General features: G+C 64.5%; 20 protein-coding genes. 6 read left to right on the top strand and 14 right to left on the bottom strand.

Annotated features, from left to right (window positions below; all coding sequences use genetic code 11):
- Window positions 1-383: 383 nt before the first annotated feature.
- On the bottom strand, window positions 384-1,028 hold the full coding sequence (locus GGD66_RS15360; RefSeq protein ID WP_179731971.1) for a response regulator transcription factor: 645 nt from the start codon (window positions 1,026-1,028) through the stop codon (window positions 384-386).
- Window positions 1,029-1,114: 86 nt separating this feature from the next.
- Here GGD66_RS15360 and GGD66_RS15355 point away from each other — a divergent pair, with 86 nt between their 5' ends.
- Complete coding sequence (locus GGD66_RS15355; protein WP_183258255.1) at window positions 1,115-2,461, top strand: ATP-binding protein; 1,347 nt, start codon at window positions 1,115-1,117, stop codon at window positions 2,459-2,461.
- A gap of 66 nt (window positions 2,462-2,527) precedes the next feature.
- Here the strand turns inward: GGD66_RS15355 and GGD66_RS15350 are convergent, their stop codons facing one another.
- The 9 genes from GGD66_RS15350 to coxB form a co-directional block, all read right to left on the bottom strand.
- Window positions 2,528-2,893, bottom strand: coding sequence for a nuclear transport factor 2 family protein (locus GGD66_RS15350; protein WP_092255821.1), 366 nt, complete (start codon window positions 2,891-2,893; stop codon window positions 2,528-2,530).
- 118 nt (window positions 2,894-3,011) lie between these two features.
- Window positions 3,012-3,764, bottom strand: coding sequence for an SURF1 family protein (locus GGD66_RS15345; RefSeq protein ID WP_183258254.1), 753 nt, complete (start codon window positions 3,762-3,764; stop codon window positions 3,012-3,014).
- Window positions 3,761-4,162 carry a DUF983 domain-containing protein gene (locus GGD66_RS15340; protein ID WP_183236722.1) on the bottom strand — a complete coding sequence of 134 codons (402 nt, stop codon included), beginning with the start codon at window positions 4,160-4,162 and terminating at the stop codon, window positions 3,761-3,763. Before GGD66_RS15340 ends, GGD66_RS15345 begins: the two co-directional genes overlap by 4 nt.
- 98 nt (window positions 4,163-4,260) lie before the next feature.
- On the bottom strand, window positions 4,261-5,157 hold the full coding sequence (locus GGD66_RS15335) for a cytochrome c oxidase subunit 3 (RefSeq protein WP_092255826.1): 897 nt from the start codon (window positions 5,155-5,157) through the stop codon (window positions 4,261-4,263).
- Window positions 5,158-5,235: 78 nt separating this feature from the next.
- A complete protein-coding gene (locus tag GGD66_RS15330) occupies window positions 5,236-5,889 on the bottom strand; it encodes a cytochrome c oxidase assembly protein (RefSeq protein WP_018316352.1) in 654 nt (217 codons plus the stop codon).
- A gap of 5 nt (window positions 5,890-5,894) precedes the next feature.
- A complete protein-coding gene (locus GGD66_RS15325; protein WP_018316353.1) occupies window positions 5,895-6,071 on the bottom strand; it encodes a hypothetical protein in 177 nt (58 codons plus the stop codon).
- On the bottom strand, window positions 6,068-7,012 hold the full coding sequence (locus GGD66_RS15320) for a heme o synthase (protein WP_018316354.1): 945 nt from the start codon (window positions 7,010-7,012) through the stop codon (window positions 6,068-6,070). Before GGD66_RS15320 ends, GGD66_RS15325 begins: the two co-directional genes overlap by 4 nt.
- A gap of 61 nt (window positions 7,013-7,073) precedes the next feature.
- Complete coding sequence (gene ctaD, locus GGD66_RS15315; protein ID WP_018316355.1) at window positions 7,074-8,693, bottom strand: cytochrome c oxidase subunit I; 1,620 nt, start codon at window positions 8,691-8,693, stop codon at window positions 7,074-7,076.
- Window positions 8,694-8,780: 87 nt separating this feature from the next.
- The gene (gene coxB / locus GGD66_RS15310; RefSeq protein WP_018316356.1) at window positions 8,781-9,620 is read right to left on the bottom strand and encodes a cytochrome c oxidase subunit II; all 840 of its coding nucleotides are present in this window, start codon (window positions 9,618-9,620) and stop codon (window positions 8,781-8,783) included.
- 480 nt (window positions 9,621-10,100) lie between these two features.
- On the opposite strand from coxB, the gene GGD66_RS15305 reads away from it, so the two are divergent.
- Window positions 10,101-10,643: an invasion associated locus B family protein gene (locus tag GGD66_RS15305; protein WP_409362372.1), complete on the top strand. Its 543-nt coding sequence runs from the start codon at window positions 10,101-10,103 to the stop codon at window positions 10,641-10,643.
- Window positions 10,644-10,645: 2 nt separating this feature from the next.
- Here the strand turns inward: GGD66_RS15305 and GGD66_RS15300 are convergent, their stop codons facing one another.
- Entirely contained in the window at window positions 10,646-10,933 is a 288-nt protein-coding gene (locus GGD66_RS15300) for a hypothetical protein (RefSeq protein WP_210321581.1), read from the bottom strand.
- Window positions 10,934-11,102: 169 nt separating this feature from the next.
- On the opposite strand from GGD66_RS15300, the gene tldD reads away from it, so the two are divergent.
- Genes tldD through GGD66_RS15285 form a run of 3 tightly spaced genes read left to right on the top strand, consistent with a single transcriptional unit; the run spans window position 11,103 to window position 13,889 of the window.
- Window positions 11,103-12,530: a metalloprotease TldD gene (gene tldD / locus GGD66_RS15295; protein WP_183258253.1), complete on the top strand. Its 1,428-nt coding sequence runs from the start codon at window positions 11,103-11,105 to the stop codon at window positions 12,528-12,530.
- Window positions 12,527-13,306: a signal peptidase I gene (gene lepB / locus GGD66_RS15290; protein WP_018316360.1), complete on the top strand. Its 780-nt coding sequence runs from the start codon at window positions 12,527-12,529 to the stop codon at window positions 13,304-13,306. The genes tldD and lepB overlap by 4 nt, the downstream gene beginning before the upstream one ends.
- A 16-nt stretch (window positions 13,307-13,322) precedes the next feature.
- Complete coding sequence (locus GGD66_RS15285) at window positions 13,323-13,889, top strand: nucleotidyltransferase family protein (RefSeq protein ID WP_183258252.1); 567 nt, start codon at window positions 13,323-13,325, stop codon at window positions 13,887-13,889.
- Between the two features lie 115 nt (window positions 13,890-14,004).
- Here GGD66_RS15285 and GGD66_RS15280 read toward each other — a convergent pair whose 3' ends face one another.
- The 3 genes from GGD66_RS15280 to GGD66_RS15270 all read right to left on the bottom strand — a co-directional run bounded on the left by GGD66_RS15280 (window position 14,005) and on the right by GGD66_RS15270 (window position 16,665).
- Window positions 14,005-14,595, bottom strand: a complete 591-nt coding sequence (locus tag GGD66_RS15280) for a PAN domain-containing protein (protein WP_018316361.1) — start codon at window positions 14,593-14,595, stop codon at window positions 14,005-14,007.
- 102 nt (window positions 14,596-14,697) lie between these two features.
- On the bottom strand, window positions 14,698-16,068 hold the full coding sequence (locus tag GGD66_RS15275) for a glutamate--cysteine ligase (RefSeq protein ID WP_028139831.1): 1,371 nt from the start codon (window positions 16,066-16,068) through the stop codon (window positions 14,698-14,700).
- Window positions 16,069-16,167: 99 nt separating this feature from the next.
- Complete coding sequence (locus GGD66_RS15270) at window positions 16,168-16,665, bottom strand: MarR family winged helix-turn-helix transcriptional regulator (RefSeq protein WP_018316363.1); 498 nt, start codon at window positions 16,663-16,665, stop codon at window positions 16,168-16,170.
- A 126-nt stretch (window positions 16,666-16,791) separates the two neighbouring features.
- Between GGD66_RS15270 and gstA the strand changes: the two genes are divergently transcribed.
- Window positions 16,792-17,406, top strand: coding sequence for a glutathione transferase GstA (gene gstA / locus GGD66_RS15265; RefSeq protein WP_092255839.1), 615 nt, complete (start codon window positions 16,792-16,794; stop codon window positions 17,404-17,406).
- Window positions 17,407-17,460 lie beyond the last annotated feature (54 nt).

The raw sequence follows: 17,460 nt of genomic DNA, 5'->3' as shown, positions 1-17,460 counted from the left end.
GCCCTCTCTTGGAAGGTCTGTCGTTGATATGTGCAGACCGGTTTGCCTCTGGGGTCGCCGCCCCCCGCTGAAACTTGTCCGGCAACCTTTCGCCGTCAGTCACGAAATCGTCAAGGGCGAAAAACGACCAGCGCGGGAAGATGTTCCTATTTTTCCCGACATGCCCAAGCTTTTGCGAGCGCGCTCCAGCCAACCGTCGTCAAGAATTGCCATTTTATCCCGACAATTGCGCGGGATCCGGAACGAATGCCACCTCGACCCATTGTGTCCGCGGATGGGTGTCGGCGGTGTCCATGCATTGCCCGGCTGCACGCCGGCACCAATCCGCTCGCCGAACCGGCTGCATCCTGGAGCAGCCGGTTCGGTGCCGGGGCCCCGGGCCGTCAATTCATCCCGATTTCAACCGCGATCCTGATCAGGTCGGAATGGTTCTTGGCTCCCAGCTTCTGCTTGAGCAGGGACGTGGTGTTGGCGACGGTCTTGTAGGAGATGCCGAGCGCCTCGGCGACTTCCACGATCTTGTCGCCGCGTCCGAGCAGGCGGAGAATTTCGAGCTCCCGCGGCGTCATCTGCGAAGCCGGGTTGGCCTTGATCGCCGCGCCGGAAAACGTCACGGCTTCCGCGAGTTGCGGTGAGATGTAATTGTCGCCCGCGACCACCTTGCGCACCGCTTTCAGCAGGATCCTGGGATCATCGCCCTTGGAGACATAGCCCTGCGCCCCAAGCTCGACCGCCCGCACCACGAAGGCCGGATCGTCGTTCATGCTGAACATGATGATCTTGGCGTCGGGATCGTCCTTGCGGATGCGTCGCATCAGCTCGAAGCCGGAGACATCGGGCAGGCTGATGTCGATCACGGTGACGTCGGGCCGCTTGCTGACATAGGCGCGATGGCCGGATTTGGCGTCGGTCGCCTCGTCGATACGGATCGAATGGTCCGAAGCGAACAGGGTGCGGCAACCGGACAGCACCACGGGGTGGTCATCGACAATCAGGACCCTGGTCGCCGGCTTGGCGGTATCTTGCATCGCGCACTCTCTTGTTTTTCGACTCATAGACCGGCGGGAACAAATGGAAAGAGTAAATCCCGCCGATGCGCGTTAGAATTGACCTAATGTGGCAACGACTCTCGTTCAGAACGCAACTGTTTCTTCCACTTGGGGCGAACTTTCTCGCAGCGCTGATCCTTGGCGGTGTGCTGCTCCGGATCTTCGCGGCCGGTCAGCTCGCCGACGAGAACGAGCCCGCACGACGTTCGACCCGGACGATCGCGACCGCACTCAACAACACTCTGCGCGCGTCGGACGACCCGCGGAAGACGCTCGACGCCTTTGTTCAATCCTTGACCACCTCCTCGGACATCCAATTCCGTTCCGCGGAAGGCCCTCCTGCGGAGCCACCAAAGGACGGCCTGCAAAAGCTGCAAGGGGTTCCGCAGTGGTTTGTCAACCTGCTCATGGTACCGGACATGGACGCCGCAACCCCAGTACTGATCGATGGCAGGCGTGTCGGCGATATCGTATTCCTGCCGGACCTGTCGGCCGACCTGTTCGAGAAGTGGATCGGCTTCCTGGCGCTGACCGGCCTCGTCGCCGTGCTGACCGTGCTCACCGGAATCATCGCTTACGTCTTCGCGGGATCGGCACTGCGTCCCCTGCAGCATCTCGGCCAAGGCCTCACACGGATGCGGCGCGGCGACTACGCAAAGCCGATCCCGGTCGGAGGCCCGCCGGAGATCCGGCAGAGCTGTGCGGAAGCAAATGCGCTGGCTGCGACGCTGGCGCAATTGAGCCAGGACAATCGCGATCTGATGCACCGCCTGGTGTCGCTCCAGGACGACGAGCGTCGTGACCTCGCCCGCGAATTGCACGACGAGCTCGGACCGCTGCTGTTCAGCATCCGCGCCGGCACGATCGCGCTGGTCGACGCCTCGCCGCAGGTGGGAAATCTCGGCAAATCAGCCCAGGATGTGCTGCAATCGGTCGAGGCGCTCCAGCAGACCAACCGCCGCATCCTCGATCGGTTGCGGCCGCTCTACATTCAGGAGCTTGGCCTTTCGACCAGCGTGCAGACGCTGCTCCAGAACTTTCGCAAGCAGGCACCGCATATCGTCCTGACGGAGACGATCGATCCGGGTCTCAACGTGATCGCCGGGCCGCTGGCCCAGACCGTCTATCGCGTGATCCAGGAGGCGCTGACCAACGTGCTGCGCCACGCCAAGGCCGGCAACGCCCATGTCCAGGCGACCGTCACCGGCGAGGCGCTCATCATCGAGATCTCCGACGACGGCGACGGCTTTCCCGAGGGCAACGTTTTCGGCCGCGGCCTGACCGGCATGCATGAACGCGTGCGCGCGCTCAGCGGATCGCTGTCACTGTTGCGCGTGGATGGGCGAACTTATGTACGCTGCCGGCTTCCGACCGAGCCGGCACGCCAGGCGCCGGTCCAGCCAATTGGATGAGCTGACCTTGTCGGAGACCCACTGCGCACTTTGCGCCAACGCGGCCCTTCGGGTCCGCATCATGCCCTAACAGGCGCAGCCATGATGCGCGTCCTGTTGCGCCGGCTCGCACAGCGTGCTGCGGATCTTGCCTTCCGGGCTGAAGCGAAACGAGGCGTGAATGCGTAGCGCGCCGGCGACGGAATATTCGACATCGACGCCATGGGGCGCGGGATGGATCTCTTCCAGCCCGAAACCCGCCAACGAGAAGGCACTGAGGCGCGGCTGCCAATAGGCCTCGAGCTCGCTGCGGCCGCGATAGCGCTGCGCGCCGTTGCACGTGCATTCGACCTGGGCGTCGTCCGCATAGAGGTCGAGCAACGTCGAGAGGTCGCCCTTCCGGCAGGCGTCCACCCAATCGACGACAATTCCCATCTGGTCGAAATCGCTCACGCCGCAATCCCTGTCTGCCGCGGAAACTCACCGGCGGCTTAGGACCACACTCGTGAATGTGCGCTGAATAATAAACCCCGGACGATACCGGGTTCCCTCAGAGTATCTACCGTCGAGCTCAGCTCTGCCGCCGGCCTCTTGCCCACACCGCGAAGGCGATCAGCACGGCGCCTGCGAGCAGGAACCAGGTGATGGCGTATTGCAGGTGATCGTCCTTCAGATGCACGTCGAGCGGCCCCGGGCGGGGGATGCCGTTCTCGGGCACCGGTTGCTCGAGGTCGACATAGAACGGCGCAACCGCGCCCCAGCCGAGCGCGCTTGCGATGGCCGGATGATCGCGCACGAACCAGAGCCGCTTGTCGCGGTTCTCCGCCGGCGTCAGCCTGCCTGGCGGCTCGGGAAAGCGCAGGTAACCGGTGAGCGCGACCGGCTGCCCGGTGACGAGCTTCTTCACCGCGCGATCCTCGACGCTGCGGTCCTGCATCGTATTCTCGACGAAGCCCGCATCGATCACGACCATCTCGCCGCTGGGAAGCCGCGCCGGCAGGAACGCCCAGGTGCCGGGGCCGGAGGCGTCCCTGCGCACCGCCGAGCCCGAGGAATAGATCATCGCATCCGGCAGGGCTGCGTAGGTCGCGGTGAAGCTGACGCGGCGGAATTCGTCGCGCGCGGGATTGAGCGCAGCCCATTGCGAAGGCGGCGGCAGCGCGATGGGCGCCTCTGCAAGGCGCTCGGTGAGCGCCGCGACCAGCGCGTGCTTGGCGGTCCGGCGCTGCAATTGCCAGAGGCCGAGCGCGATGAAGACGGCCGTCAGGAACAGCGTGAACAGCGCGAAGCCGGCCACGCGAGGCTTGCGCGCAGGTTGATTCATTTCGCGCGGTCGACCAACCGGCCCGGCGCCGCCTTGTGGTGGAATTGCAGCGCGATCAGCAGCGACTTCATCGCACGCAGCGGCAACAATGTGGTGGCCAGGATCAGCGGCAACCACAGCGCCGCATGCAGCCAGTATGGCGGTTGGTATTTGACCTCGACGATGAGCGCAGCCGCCACCACGATTCCGCCGGCCAGCATGATGATGAAGATCGCCGGCCCGTCGCCGGTATCGATGAAGGCATAGTCGAGACCGCAGCGGTCGCAGGCGGGCGCGAGCGTCAGGAAGCCCGCATAAAGCTTGCCCTGGCCGCAGCGCGGGCATCGGCAGGCAAGCCCGCGCAGCGCACTTTGCAGGACGGTGGTTTCAGGCACGGACGGGCCGGTGGTGTCGTTCATGATGGCGGACTCTATCACAGTTTTCGCGGGAGCTTCCGGCGGCCCAAAAGCGAAAGGGCGGCCCAGCGGCCGCCCTTTCTGATCTCGTTGTCGCGGGCTCAGTGCGCGCCGTGGGCCATGGTCTCGGCGCCGTGTCCCCAGACGTAGATGCAGAGGAACAGGAACAGCCAGACCACGTCGACGAAGTGCCAGTACCAGGCGGCGAACTCGAACCCGAGGTGCTGCGTCGGCGTGAAGTGGCCGGCATAGGCGCGGAACAGGCACACCAGCAGGAAGATGGTGCCGACCAGCACGTGGAAGCCGTGGAAGCCGGTCGCCATGAAGAAGGTCGCGCCATAGACGTTGCCGCCGAACGAGAACGCCGCATGGCTGTACTCATAGGCCTGCACGCAGGTGAAGAGCGCGCCGAGCACGACGGTGAGGATCAGGCCGTATTTCAGGCCCTGGCGGTCGTTCTCGAGCAGCGCATGGTGCGCCCAGGTCACGGTGGTGCCCGACGTCAGCAGGATCAGCGTGTTGAGGAGCGGCAGGTGCCAGGGATCGAAGGTCTCGATGCCCTTCGGCGGCCAGGTGCCGGGGACGGCGCAGGCGCCGGCCTGGGTGCCGAGGCCGCAGCCGAACACGGCATCGCGGGTGGCGTGAACGGCGTCGGCCGGGAACAGCGCGGCGTTGAAATAGGCCCAGAACCAGGCCACGAAGAACATCACCTCGGAGGCGATGAACAGGATCATGCCGTAGCGGTGATGCAGCTGCACGACGCGGGTGTGGTCGCCCTTGTACTGGGCTTCCTTGATCACGTCGCCCCACCAGCTCGCCATGGTGTAGAGCACGCCCACGGTGCCGACGCCGAACACGATCGGCGCGGCCGAGAACATGTGATGCATCCAGGCGATCGCGCCGACCGCCATGATGAAGGCCGAGAGCGAACCGACGGCCGGCCAGGGCGAGGGATCGACCAGGTGATAGTCGTGATGCTTGGTGTGCGCCGTAGCCATTTCGGTCTCTCTCCTCAATCCCGTGCCTGTCAGGCACTTATCCCCTTGTTTCCAACCGCCTGAGCGCGAGCCCGGCGATCAAAGATTTCCCTTGCGCTTGTCGCCTTCGCCCGATGCCAGCGGCTTCACCACGGGATCCTTCACCGGATAGAAGGTGTAGGACAGCGTGATCGTATTCAGCCCGTCGTTCTCGTGATCGTCAGCGATCGAGGGATCGACGTAGAAGACAACAGGCATCTCGCGCTTCTCGCCGGGCGCCATGGTCTGCTCGGTGAAGCAGAAGCAGTTGATCTTCTGGAAATAGGAGCCGACCGTCAGCGGCGCGACATTGTAGGCGGCCTGCGCGGCCGTGGTGCGCGCGGCCTGGTTGGTCACGGTGTAGAAGACGGTCACGACCTGGCCGATATTGACCTCGATCTCGCTCTGCTCCGGCTCGAACTTCCAGGGCAGGCCGGGCGCGACGTTGGAATCGAAGCGCACCGAGATTTTCCGCGCGATCGGGCCGGTAGCCGGCGCGGAGGTCGCGACCTGGGTCGTGCCGTTGAAGCCGGTGGCGCGGCAGAACCAGTTGTAGAACGGCACCGCCGCGTAGGAGGCACCGACCATCAACGCGACCACGCCGCCGCAGATAGAAGCAACCACCACATCGCGGCCCAGCCCGCGGCCCTTGGTCGGCTCACGCTTGGCCGGCTTGGCGCTGACATCCTGCGATATGGTGGGATCGTGATCCATGTTTCCTACATCGGCCGCACGAGGACTGCCGGCCCCTTGACCATGGTGACGGCGAAGAACAGCACCACGAGCACGCCGAGCGCGAGCGCGATCGCAATCGAACGCTGACGACGGCTCTTCTTCTGCGCCTCGGTGAGGACGATTCCATCTGGCTCGGGTTTGTCGACCATCCCTGCGATCATGCGCCCCCTACCAGCGGAGCAACTGCCCGGAACACGACCTCGGCCAGCAGGGTCGCGAACAGCACGAACAGATAGAGGATCGAGAAGGCGAACAGCTTGCGGGTCGCGCGCAGCGACTGGCTGCGCTCGCGGCGCAGATAGACGTTGATCGCGAGCACCAGCATGCCGGCGCCGAGGATCAGCGAGACGATGCCGTAGATCGCGTCGAAATAGCCGAGCGCCCAGGGCGCGGCGGCGACCGCGATCAGCACGATGGTGTAGAGCAGGATCTGGAGCCGCGTCGCGTCGGGACCGGCGACATTGGGCAGCATCGGAATGCCGGCGCGCGCGTAATCGTCGGATCGGAACAGCGCCAGCGCCCAGAAGTGCGGCGGGGTCCAGAAAAAGATGATGGCGAACAGCAGCAGCGGCTCGACGTCGACCGTGCCGGTCACCGCAGCCCAGGCCACCACCGGCGGCAGCGCACCGGCGGCGCCGCCGATCACGATGTTCTGCGCGGTCCAGCGCTTCAGCCACATCGTGTAGATCACGACGTAGAAGAAGATGGTGAAGGCGAGCAGCGCGCCCGCGATCCAGTTGACGAGGATGCCGAGCGTCATCACCGAGAAGAAGGACAGTGTCAGGCCGAACGCCATGGCTTCAGGGCGGGTGATGCGGCCGCGCGGAATCGGCCGGTTCGCCGTGCGCGACATCTTGGAGTCGATATCGCCTTCCAGCGCCATGTTGAGCGCGCCGGAGGCGCCGGCGCCGACGGCGATGCAGAGCAGCGAGGTGATGGCCAGCACCCAGTGGAAATGCCCGGGCGCCATCGCCATCCCGACCAGCGCGGTGAAGATCACCAGTGACATCACCCGCGGCTTCAAGAGCGCGATGTAGTCGCCGACCTCCGCCTCGGAGATGCGGGGATTGATGTCGATGGCGTTGTGGTCGAGGACGGACACTTAATTCAACTCGCTTCGTTATAGAGCCGCGGCGCCCGTCACGGGCGCCGCGGGAGATCGATCACTGCACGCGGGGCAGCACTTCGAACTGGTGGAAGGGCGGCGGCGAGGGCAAGGTCCACTCCAGCGTGGTCGCACCTGCACCCCACGGATTGTCGCCAGCCGGCACCTTCTTCATGAAGGCGTCGAGCACGCAGTAGAGGAAGATCAGCACGCCGAAGCCGGAGATGTAGGAGCCGACCGACGAGACCAGGTTCCAGCCCGCGAACGCGTCGGGATAGTCGACGTAACGGCGCGGCATGCCCGACAGGCCGAGGAAGTGCTGCGGGAAGAACACCAGGTTGACGCCGATGAAGGTGACCCAGAAGTGCGCCTTCGCGAGCGTCTCGCTGTACATGTAGCCCGACATCTTCGGGAACCAGTAGTACCAGCCGGCGAAGATTCCGAACACCGCGCCGAGCGACAGCACGTAGTGGAAGTGGGCGACGACGTAATAGGTCTCCTGCAGCACGCGGTCGACGCCGGCATTCGCCAGCACGACGCCGGTGACGCCGCCGACCGTGAACAGGAAGATGAAGCCCACCGCCCAGATCATCGGGGCCCGGAATTCGATCGAGCCGCCCCACATCGTGGCGATCCACGAGAAGATCTTCACGCCGGTCGGAACCGCGATCACCATCGTCGCGGCGACGAAATAGGCCTGCGTCGCGCTGGACATGCCGACCGTGTACATGTGGTGCGCCCACACCACGAAGCCGATGCCGCCGATCGCGACCATGGCGTAGGCCATGCCGAGATAGCCGAACACGGGTTTGCGCGAGAAGGTCGAGATGATCTGGCTGACCATGCCGAAAGCCGGCAGGATCAGGATGTACACTTCGGGGTGGCCGAAGAACCAGAACAGATGCTGGAACAGCACGGGGTCGCCGCCGCCTTCGGGGTTGAAAAACGTCGTGTGGAAGTTGCGGTCGGTGAGCAGCATGGTGATCGCACCGGCAAGCACCGGCAGCGACAACAGCAGCAGGAACACCGTCACCAGGATCGACCACACGAACAGCGGCATCTTGTGCAGGGTCATGCCCGGCGCGCGCATGTTGAAGATCGTGGTGATGAAGTTGATGGCGCCGAGGATCGAGGAGGCGCCCGCCAGATGCAGCGACAGGATCGCGAAGTCGACGGCCGGGCCCGGATGGCCCGAGCTCGACAGCGGCACGTACATGGTCCAGCCGGCGCCGACGCCGTTGGCACCCGGCTCGCCCTCGACGAAGGTCGACATCAGGAGCAGGGCGAAGGAGGCCGGCAGCAGCCAGAACGAGATGTTGTTCATGCGCGGGAACGCCATGTCGGGCGCGCCGATCATCAGCGGCACGAACCAGTTGCCGAAGCCGCCGATCATCGCGGGCATGACCATGAAGAAGATCATGATCAGGCCGTGAGAGGTCACGAACACGTTATAGGTGTGCGTCTCGTGGAAGATCTGCACGCCCGGATACATCAGCTCGGCACGGATCGCGATCGACATCGCGGCGCCGATGACGCCGGCGATGACCGCGAAGATCAGGTACATCGTGCCGATGTCCTTGTGGTTGGTCGAATAGACGTAGCGGCGCCATCCGGTCGGATGGGCATGCTCGTCATGTCCGTGGGCGTGATCGCCGTGTGCCGCTGCGCTCGTTGCCATTTTCAAATCCTGCCTTGCGTCCCAATCGGACCTCTGGAGGTCCCGCCCTTATGTCGCTTTCAGTCCCTTAGAGCCGTCACCCGACGCTTACTGCGTCGGGCCGGCCGCGGAGGCGTAGGTGCTGGTGCCGCCGCTCGCAAATTTCTTCTTTGCCGTCTCGACCCAGGAGGCGAACTCCTGGTCATTCACGACGCGAATCGCGATCGGCATGAAGGCGTGGTCCTTGCCGCAGAGCTCCGAGCACTGGCCGTAGAACATGCCGGTCTTGGTCGCCTTGAACCAGGTTTCGTTCAGCCGGCCCGGAATGGCGTCGATCTTGACGCCGAAAGCCGGCAGCGCGAAGGCGTGGATGACGTCGGCGCCGGTGACCTGGACACGAATCACCTTGTTGACGGGCACCACCATCTCGTTGTCGACGCCGAGCAGGCGGGGCTGCTTGTCCTGCGCCATCAGCGAGTCGAACTCGAACTTGCCGTTGTCCGGGTAGGCATAGGACCAGTACCACTGCTTGCCGGTCGCCTTGATGGTGATATCCGCCTTCGGCACGTCGAGCTCGAGGAACAGAAGCCGGAACGACGGCACCGAGATGCCGACCAGGATCAGCACCGGAACCAGCGTCCATGCCACCTCGATCAGCGTGTTGTGGGTGGTCCGCGACGGCACCGGATTGGCCCGCGCGTTGAACTTGACGACCACGACCACGAGCAGCGCCAGGACGAACAGCGTGATCAGCGTGATCAGCACGAACAGGAAGTTGTGGAACCAGACGATGTTGTCCATCACCGGGGAGCCGGACTCCTGAAGCGTCCATTCCCAGGGCTTCGGCTGCCCGAGCTCGGCAAATGCCGCACCGCCCGTCGCCAGCGTCAGACCCGCCACGGCCAATCCCAGCAAGTGCCGGCCCACCGGGCCCATCGACATCCTCATGCCGTTCGCGCTCCCCTTACGAAATCACCCCAAGTGCGCTCCCCCTGTTTGCGGGAAACGCTTATTCGATCCGCCCGCCTGACAAACCGCCGCGCAAGAATACCTCTAAGAGGAATTGGGGCCAGATCGCTAGAACGCCGAAATCAAGCCTCTCAAACCATAATTTTTGATCTATCGCAATGCAGTCTTGAGCCCCGTCTGCCAGCGATCACCCGCAAGATATTTCCTAGTAAGATCAGACAAAAATACCGTTTGCCGGGATGCTGCCGCTTGACAGCGGAATTGCCCGCGGTAGGCACTGACAGATGGCCGCGCAGGAACCTGATTCGTGCGGGCGGCGGCGGCGCGAGGCGGCGTGGAATTTGCTTGGGAATCGCCTTCAAGGCGCCGTCATTCCCGTATCAGTCCGCCAGATTAGTCCGCCAAGCGCGAGCGAGGAAGGCGAGCAGAGGGACCGACCCGATGGGGCTTTCGAAATCGATGGCAGGGCTGGCTATGGCAAGGCTGGCTAGAAGGCAGATGACCCGCCTCCCGGCGCTGGCCAGCCTGCTGGCCGCGCTCGTCCTTCTGGCACTCCCCGGCCTCGCCCATGCGCAGGGCGCAGTCCGCTCCGTCCATGGCGACTGGCAGATCCGCTGCGACACCCCACCGGGCGCCCAGACCGAGCAATGCGCCCTGATCCAGAGCGTGGTAGCCGAAGACCGCTCCAATGCCGGCCTGACCGTCATCGTGCTGAAGACCGCCGACCAGAAGAGCCGCCTGATGCGCGTGGTCGCGCCGCTCGGTGTCCTGCTGCCCTCCGGTCTCGGCCTCAAGCTCGACAACCAGGACGTCGGCCGCGCCGGCTTCGTCCGTTGCCTGCCCAATGGCTGCGTCGCCGAGGTCGTCATGGACGACAAGCTGCTCGGCCAGCTCCGCACCGCCAAGACCGCCACCTTCATCATCTTCGAGACCCCGGAAGAGGGCATCGGCTTCCCGCTCAGCCTGAACGGGCTCGGCGAGGGCTACGACAAGCTGCCGTAGGGCTACGCCCTGTCCGCGCGATAAAGCTCCGTGTCGCACCAGCCGCAGCGATAGATGCGGCCTCTGCCGGCCACTGGCCCGACCAGCGCCTTTCGCCGACATGTCGCACAGAGGATGCCGTCAACGGTGTCACAGGCCGGGTGAGCCGCGACATAGGCCTCGCGCGTGGGATAGGATGTCCAGCGGCGTCGGTAGACGAACTGATTGAAGATCAGGACCAAAGCCAGCGCGGCGAAGCCGATGATCAGGCCGTGATACTGATCCCAGAACACTGTCAGGGAATTCCACATGCTCTGTCTGCGGCTCCGACTCCGGGTTCGCCGTTGATAGCCCGAAAAGCCTGAAAGCCGGCTTAAGCCCGAGCCGCACCTATCGTTTTCGTAATGTCACGGTCCGGCCCTCGCGGAACCGGTCCGAAACCATTATCTTGCCCTACATCTTCCGATAATGGACGGACGCATGACAAATCCTGCCACGACCTCCCTGCTCGACCGCGCCAATCTCGACCGCGACCAGGTTCGCCACGAGGTCGCGCGCGGGCTTTCCGGTGCCGACGACGGTGAGCTGTTCCTGGAGTACAGCCAGACCGAAGCGCTGATGTTCGACAATGGGCGGCTGAAGCAGGCGACCTACGACACCTCGCAAGGGTTTGGCTTACGCGCGGTCAAGGATGATGCGGTCGGCTATGCGCATTCCTCCGACGTCTCGCTGCCGGCGCTGATTCGTGCCGCCGATGCAGTCGCTGCCGTGCGCGGCGGCTATTCCGGCAGCTTCGCCGCGCCGCCGGCGCACACCAATGTGCGCCTTTACGGCGATGACAACCCGCTCGATGCCCCGGGCTTCGAGACCAAGGTAAAACTGCTCGCCGAGATCGACGCTTATCTGCGCGACAAGGATCCGCGGGTGCGGCAGGTCAGCGTCAGCCTGGGTGCGACCTGGCAGGTCGTCGAGATTCTGCGGCCCGACGGCGAGAGCTATCGCGACATCCGCCCGCTCGTGCGCGTGAACATTTCCGTCGTTGCCGGCCAGGGCGACCGCCAGGAGAGTGGCAGCAAGGGTTATGGCGGCCGCGCCGGCTATGCCGAATTCATCGAGAGCAAGAACTGGCGCGATGCGGCCGACGGCGCGTTGCGCGAGGCTTTCGTCAATCTGGAATCGATCCCCGCCCCCGCCGGCGAGATGGACGTCGTGTTAGGGGCCGGCTGGCCCGGCGTGATGCTGCATGAAGCGGTCGGCCACGGCCTCGAAGGCGACTTCAACCGCAAGAAGACTTCGGCATTTGCCGGCCTGATGGGCCAGCAGGTCGCGGCCAAGGGCGTCACCGTGGTCGATGACGGCACCATGGCCTCGCGCCGCGGCTCGCTGTCGATCGACGACGAGGGCACGCCGACCAATCGCACCGTGCTGATCGAGGACGGCGTCCTGGTCGGCTACATGCAGGACCGCCAGAACGCGCGGCTGATGAACATGAAGCCGACCGGCAACGGCCGTCGCCAGGGCTATGCCCATGTGCCGATGCCGCGCATGACCAACACCTACATGCTCGCAGGCGACCGCGATCCGGCGGAGATCCTCGCATCGGTGAAGAACGGCGTCTTCGCTGCGAATTTCGGCGGCGGCCAGGTGGACATCACCTCGGGCAAGTACGTGTTCCAGTGCACCGAGGCCTACAAGATCGAGAACGGCAAGCTGGGCGCGCCGCTGAAGGGCGCCATGCTGATCGGTAACGGGCCGACCGACCTGCATCGCATCCGCATGATCGGCAACGACCTTGCGCTCGATACCGGCATCGGCACCTGCGGCAAGAATGGACAGGGCGTGCCCGTCGGCGTCGGCCAGCCGTCGCTGCTGATGGAGCGCATCACGGTGGGTGGAACGGGCGCATGAGCGTGGAAGAAAAGGTCACCGTCACCCCCAAGCGGAAGAGCAGCGGCTGGGGCGGGCAGATCGTTCAGCTCGCCGGCATCGTCGCAGCCGTCTTCATCGCCAAGGGCGCGCTTGCCGAACCGTTCTACGTGCCGTCGGGCTCGATGGAGCCGACGCTGCTGATCGGCGATGCACTGCTCGCCTCGAAATTCCCCTACGGCTACGGCACCTCTTCGCTGCCGATCCAGATCAGCCTGCCCGAGAGCGGCCGCGTCTTCGCGGAAACGCCGAAGCAGGGCGACGTGGTCGTGTTCCGCTGGCCTGGCGATCGCTCGCAGGCCTGGGTCAAGCGCGTCGTCGGTCTGCCCGGCGATCGCATCCAGATGCGGCAGGGCCAGCTCTTCATCAACGACCGCCCTGCCGAGCTCAAGCCGGACGGCGTTGGCGCGGCCGAGGACGACAATGGCGGCAGCGAGCCCGCCTATCGCTATGTCGAGACGCTGCCGAACGGCGTCTCTCACCTGATCTTCAAGATGCGCGACAACGGTCCGCTCGACAACTCGCCGGAAGTGACGGTGCCGGCGGGTCACCTCTTCGTGCTCGGCGACAACCGCGACAATTCCGCCGACAGCCGCGTGCCGCTGCGGTCCGGCGGCGTCGGACTGTTGCCGATCGACAATCTGATCGGCCGTGCCGATGCAGTGCTCGGCTCCTGGGATCTCGGCATACGCGGCCAGCCGGTGTACACTTGGCTCTCCGGCTTCCGGCTCGGCCGGTTCTTCACCGCCGTGCATTGAGCCGCCTCATCGCGCGATGAACCGTGACGAATTCCTCGCGCTCGCGCTGAGAAATCCCGTCAACGTCACGATCATCGACGAGCTGGCGCGGCTCGATCTGCCGGATGCATGGCTGGTCTCGGGATGCCTGATGCAGACTGTATGGAACGTGCTCACCGGCCGCGCCATCGATCACGGAATCGCCGACTACGACGCGTTCTATTTTGATCCTGATACATCGTGGGAAGCGGAGGATTCGGTCATCCGCAAGCTGCATGCGCGGCTCGGCCATCTCGGCGCCAAGGTCGAGATCCGCAACCAGGCGCGTGTTCATCTGTGGTTTCCCGACAAGCACGGCCTGCCCTATCCGCCCCTGAGAAGCTCGAGGGAAGGCATCGACCGCTTCCTCACGCAGAACACGCAAGTCGGGGTCAGGCGCACAGACGATGGCTACGAGGTCTACGCGCCGCACGGGTTCGACGATGTCGCAGGGCTGATCGCGCGGCCCAATCCGGGTCCGAATTTTTCCGTTGCGAACTACGTAGTGAAAGCCGCGCGATGGAAAGCGCTGTGGCCGGAGCTCACGGTGATCGTGGCAGAGTGAGATGCCGTAGGGTGGGCAAAGCGGAGCGTGCCCACCCGCCTGCGCCGTATCTCAGAGATCGTGGGCACGGCGCAAAGGGCGCCTTTGCCCACCCTACGGCACTACGGCACCTTGCCTACCGCACCACGCCCGACGTGAATCCCGCCTTCCTTCGCGGCGGTTTGATTTCCTTTTTCAGGAAGCAGCGCGCCTCGCGTCCGGTGTAGCCGGGGCGGGCATAGGTGAAGGCGCGGCATTTGTTATCGGCGGTGCAGGCGGCCTTGCAGGCCTCTTCGCCCTCGCCGTCCTTGAGCTCGAAATTGCGCAGATCACCACCGGGGCGGTCGATCGACGTCTCCACGCCCTCGACCCGCGGCTCGATCACGCCGGCGCCGCGCACACCCGAGATGCAGCAACTTCCCGGCACCCGCGCCGGCACGGTGTTCTTCAGCCAGCACACCGCCGCGCCGCCTTCGACGTCGGGATAGCTGAAGCTCCACGAGCGGCAGCGGCGGTCGCGCTCGCACAGCAGCGCGCAATCCTCGGGATCGCCCGAGGCGACCGGCGTGCTGAAATAGTCGCCGCCGGGCCGGTCGAACGCAGTCTGGGCGCGCGCCGGCACGCTCACGCATGCGAGCGAAAGCAGCGCGGCGCATGCCACGGCGCTTGCCAGGACTTTTGCCAAGACCTTTGCCATGACGGCGCCGGACAGGCGGCCCTTCCCCATCAGAACAGCTTTCGAGTTATTGACGACGTTCAGGTTTTTTCAGCCGGTCATTTGATCGCCGCAAACCTGTATGGGCGATGAACGGCTGAATCCCTGACCGTCCTAGAACGCGTATTCCGCGTAGGCCGGTTCCACCGAGCCCTTCCAGGGACCGTTGAACTTGTCCAACATTTCCTCGGCCGGCGTCCGGCCGGAATCGATGATGCGGTCGAGCGGCTCAAGGTGCCGCGTTTCGTCGCGGCCGAGCTGGTCGATCCGGCCGCGCCGGCGCAGGCCGGCATGCGCCAGAACCAGGCATTCCTTGGCGATCTCGAACAGATAACGGTTCTTGATCCGCGCCTTGAAGCCGAAGCGCGTCACGTCGTCGCGCAGGGCCTGACGCTCGGGCGCGCTCCAGTGCTTGACGATCTCCCAGGCCGCATCGAGCGCGACGTCGTCATAGAGCAGCCCGACCCAGAACGCCGGCAGCGCCGGCAACCGGCCCCACGGGCCGCCGTCGGAGCCGCGCATCTCGAGATAGCGCTTGAGCCGCACTTCCGGGAAGATCGTCGAGAGATGGTTGGCCCAGTCCGACAGGGTCGGACGCTCGCCGGGAAGGTTGTTGTTGCGACCGTCGAAGAACGCGCGGAACGAGGAGCCCGACACGTCGATGTACTCCTCGCCGCGCTTGACGAAATACATGGGCACGTCGAGCGCGTAGTCGACATAGCGCTCGAACCCCATGCCGTCCTCGAATGCCCACGGCATCATGCCGGAACGCGCATTGTCGGTGTCGCGCCAGATCTCGGAGCGGAAGGAGAGGAAGCCGTTCGGCTTGCCTTCGGTGAACGGCGAATTGGCGAACAAAGCGGTCGCGACCGGCTGCAGCGCGAGCGAGACGCGCAGCTTCTTGACCATGTCGGCTTCGGAGGAGAAGTCGAGATTGGTCTGCACGGTGCAGGTCCGGTACATCATGTCGAGGCCGTATTGGCCGACCTTCGGCATATAGTTGGTCATGATCTTGTAGCGGCCCTTGGGCATCACCGGGATATCGGCGCGCGACCAGGACGGCGTCATGCCGAGACCGAGGAAGCCGATGCCGAGCGGCGTTGCGATCTCGCGCACCTGTGCAAGATGCGCCATCAGCTCGCTCTGGGTCTGGTGCACGTTCTCGACCGGCGCGCCGGAGAGCTCGAACTGTCCGCCGGGCTCGAGCGAGATCGCACCGCCGCCGGTGACGTCGTAGAGGCCGATGATGTTGCCCTTCTCCATGATCGGCTCCCAGCCGAGCAGGAGCTTCATGCCTTCGAGCAACGCACCGATTCCCCGCGCACCCTCGTAAGGCACCGGACGGTGGCCCTCGAGCGTGAACGGCGTCTTCTCGTGCTCGGTGCCCATGCGGAATTCGGACGGGTCCTTGCAGCCTTCCTCGAACCACGAAACGAGCTCGTCGCGCGACTGCAGCGGCGTCATATCGATCTGGTCTCGCGCCATATCAAACTCTAATCAAAAGGCGCTTCGATCGAACGCGCGCGGGTGACGGGATGGTCCGCGAACCCACCGGGTGCACGGACGAGCTGGTGTGCCGCGCGATCATCGCGACGGCGAGGTTTCGTTGACGTTGGCGACGGGCGGCAGTTTCATCTCGCCGCACGAGCAGCCCAGGCGGTCGAGCAGACCGCTGAGCTTGACGGCATCGGCATCGGACAGTTTCGAGCCGACATATTTCTCGATCGCAGCCGAATAGGCGCTCCACATCCGCTTCTGCAGCTCGCGGCCGGCTTCCGTGATCTCGACGAACTGGCCGCGCTTGTCGATCTTGCATTCGCGCCGCGAGGCGAGGCCCTCGTCGACCAGGCGGTCGATCAGGCGCGAGGTTGAATATTGCGGGATCAGCATCTGCCGTTCGAGTTCCACTGGCCTTAGTTCGCCCGAGGGAGCTCGCGACAATTCGAGCAGCGCGTCATACCATGCCAGCGGCGGGAAGCCGGCCTTCTTCAGATCCTGCTCGACGCAATCGAGCACGCGGCTCTGCACCCGCATCAGGCGGATCCAGGCGGAAGTCGCCTCGGTCGATGGTTTGCGTTTCATGGTCCCGCTCAAGCTCGTCGCCCGTCTCTTACCCCATTTGATGCAGCTGCATCAATATTGACTGTTACAAGCAGCTGCATGTAGTCGTTCTTTCCGCCGAACCAAGCGTCAAGAGGAGGAAATTCCATGAAACTGTACTATTCGCCCGGTGCCTGCTCGCTATCCCCCCACATCGCGCTCCTGGAAGCCGGCCTGCCCTACGAGCTGGTCAAGGTCGATATCCGGGCCAAGAAGCTCGAAAATGGTGAGGATTATCTGAAGCTGAACCCCAAGGGCCAGGTCCCTGCGCTGGGCCTCGACAGCGGCGAGATCGTGACCGAAGGCCCGGTGATTGTCCAGATGATCGCCGATCAGGCATCAAGCAAGGCGCTGGCGCCCGCCCATGGCAGTTCCGAGCGCTACAAGCTGCTGGAGTGGCTGAATTTCCTCACCTCGGAGGTGCACAAGAGCTTTGGTCCGCTGTTCGCGCCGGCCCTGAACGACGAAGCCAAGGCTTTCTTCAAAGATCGCGTCATGGGCAAGCTGAAATACATCGACAGCCAGCTCGCCGGCCGCGACTACCTCATGGGCAAGCAGTTCACGGTCGCCGACGGATATCTGTTCACGATGCTGACCTGGGGCGAGCGGATGAAGTTCGACCTCTCGGCGATGCCGAACCTTGCCGCCTACAAGGCCCGCGTCGAGGCGCGGCCGCAGGTGCAGGAAGCGCTGAAGAAGGAAGGCCTCGCGCAGGCGAAGTAAGACCAGCGCACGACAGTCGGGACGACGAAGAGCCGGATCGATGATCCGGCTCTT

The sequence above is a fragment of the Bradyrhizobium sp. CIR48 genome (genome assembly GCF_014198315.1).
In the GTDB taxonomy this organism is placed as follows: domain Bacteria; phylum Pseudomonadota; class Alphaproteobacteria; order Rhizobiales; family Xanthobacteraceae; genus Bradyrhizobium.
Note: the sequence above shows the minus strand (reverse complement) of the source record. Positions and strands in the feature narration are given on the sequence as shown.

Coding starts and splice junctions, on each gene's coding strand:
- GGD66_RS15360 (WP_179731971.1), bottom strand. CDS start 1,028: ATGCAAGATACCGCCAAGCCGGCGACCAGGGTCCTGATTGTCGATGAC.
- GGD66_RS15355 (WP_183258255.1), top strand. CDS start 1,115: ATGTGGCAACGACTCTCGTTCAGAACGCAACTGTTTCTTCCACTTGGG.
- GGD66_RS15345 (WP_183258254.1), bottom strand. CDS start 3,764: ATGAATCAACCTGCGCGCAAGCCTCGCGTGGCCGGCTTCGCGCTGTTC.
- GGD66_RS15340 (WP_183236722.1), bottom strand. CDS start 4,162: ATGAACGACACCACCGGCCCGTCCGTGCCTGAAACCACCGTCCTGCAA.
- GGD66_RS15335 (WP_092255826.1), bottom strand. CDS start 5,157: ATGGCTACGGCGCACACCAAGCATCACGACTATCACCTGGTCGATCCC.
- GGD66_RS15330 (WP_018316352.1), bottom strand. CDS start 5,889: ATGGATCACGATCCCACCATATCGCAGGATGTCAGCGCCAAGCCGGCC.
- GGD66_RS15325 (WP_018316353.1), bottom strand. CDS start 6,071: ATGATCGCAGGGATGGTCGACAAACCCGAGCCAGATGGAATCGTCCTC.
- ctaD (WP_018316355.1), bottom strand. CDS start 8,693: ATGGCAACGAGCGCAGCGGCACACGGCGATCACGCCCACGGACATGAC.
- coxB (WP_018316356.1), bottom strand. CDS start 9,620: ATGAGGATGTCGATGGGCCCGGTGGGCCGGCACTTGCTGGGATTGGCC.
- GGD66_RS15305 (WP_409362372.1), top strand. CDS start 10,101: ATGGCAGGGCTGGCTATGGCAAGGCTGGCTAGAAGGCAGATGACCCGC.
- GGD66_RS15300 (WP_210321581.1), bottom strand. CDS start 10,933: ATGTGGAATTCCCTGACAGTGTTCTGGGATCAGTATCACGGCCTGATC.
- tldD (WP_183258253.1), top strand. CDS start 11,103: ATGACAAATCCTGCCACGACCTCCCTGCTCGACCGCGCCAATCTCGAC.
- lepB (WP_018316360.1), top strand. CDS start 12,527: ATGAGCGTGGAAGAAAAGGTCACCGTCACCCCCAAGCGGAAGAGCAGC.
- GGD66_RS15285 (WP_183258252.1), top strand. CDS start 13,323: ATGAACCGTGACGAATTCCTCGCGCTCGCGCTGAGAAATCCCGTCAAC.
- GGD66_RS15280 (WP_018316361.1), bottom strand. CDS start 14,595: ATGGGGAAGGGCCGCCTGTCCGGCGCCGTCATGGCAAAGGTCTTGGCA.
- GGD66_RS15275 (WP_028139831.1), bottom strand. CDS start 16,068: ATGGCGCGAGACCAGATCGATATGACGCCGCTGCAGTCGCGCGACGAG.
- GGD66_RS15270 (WP_018316363.1), bottom strand. CDS start 16,665: ATGAAACGCAAACCATCGACCGAGGCGACTTCCGCCTGGATCCGCCTG.
- gstA (WP_092255839.1), top strand. CDS start 16,792: ATGAAACTGTACTATTCGCCCGGTGCCTGCTCGCTATCCCCCCACATC.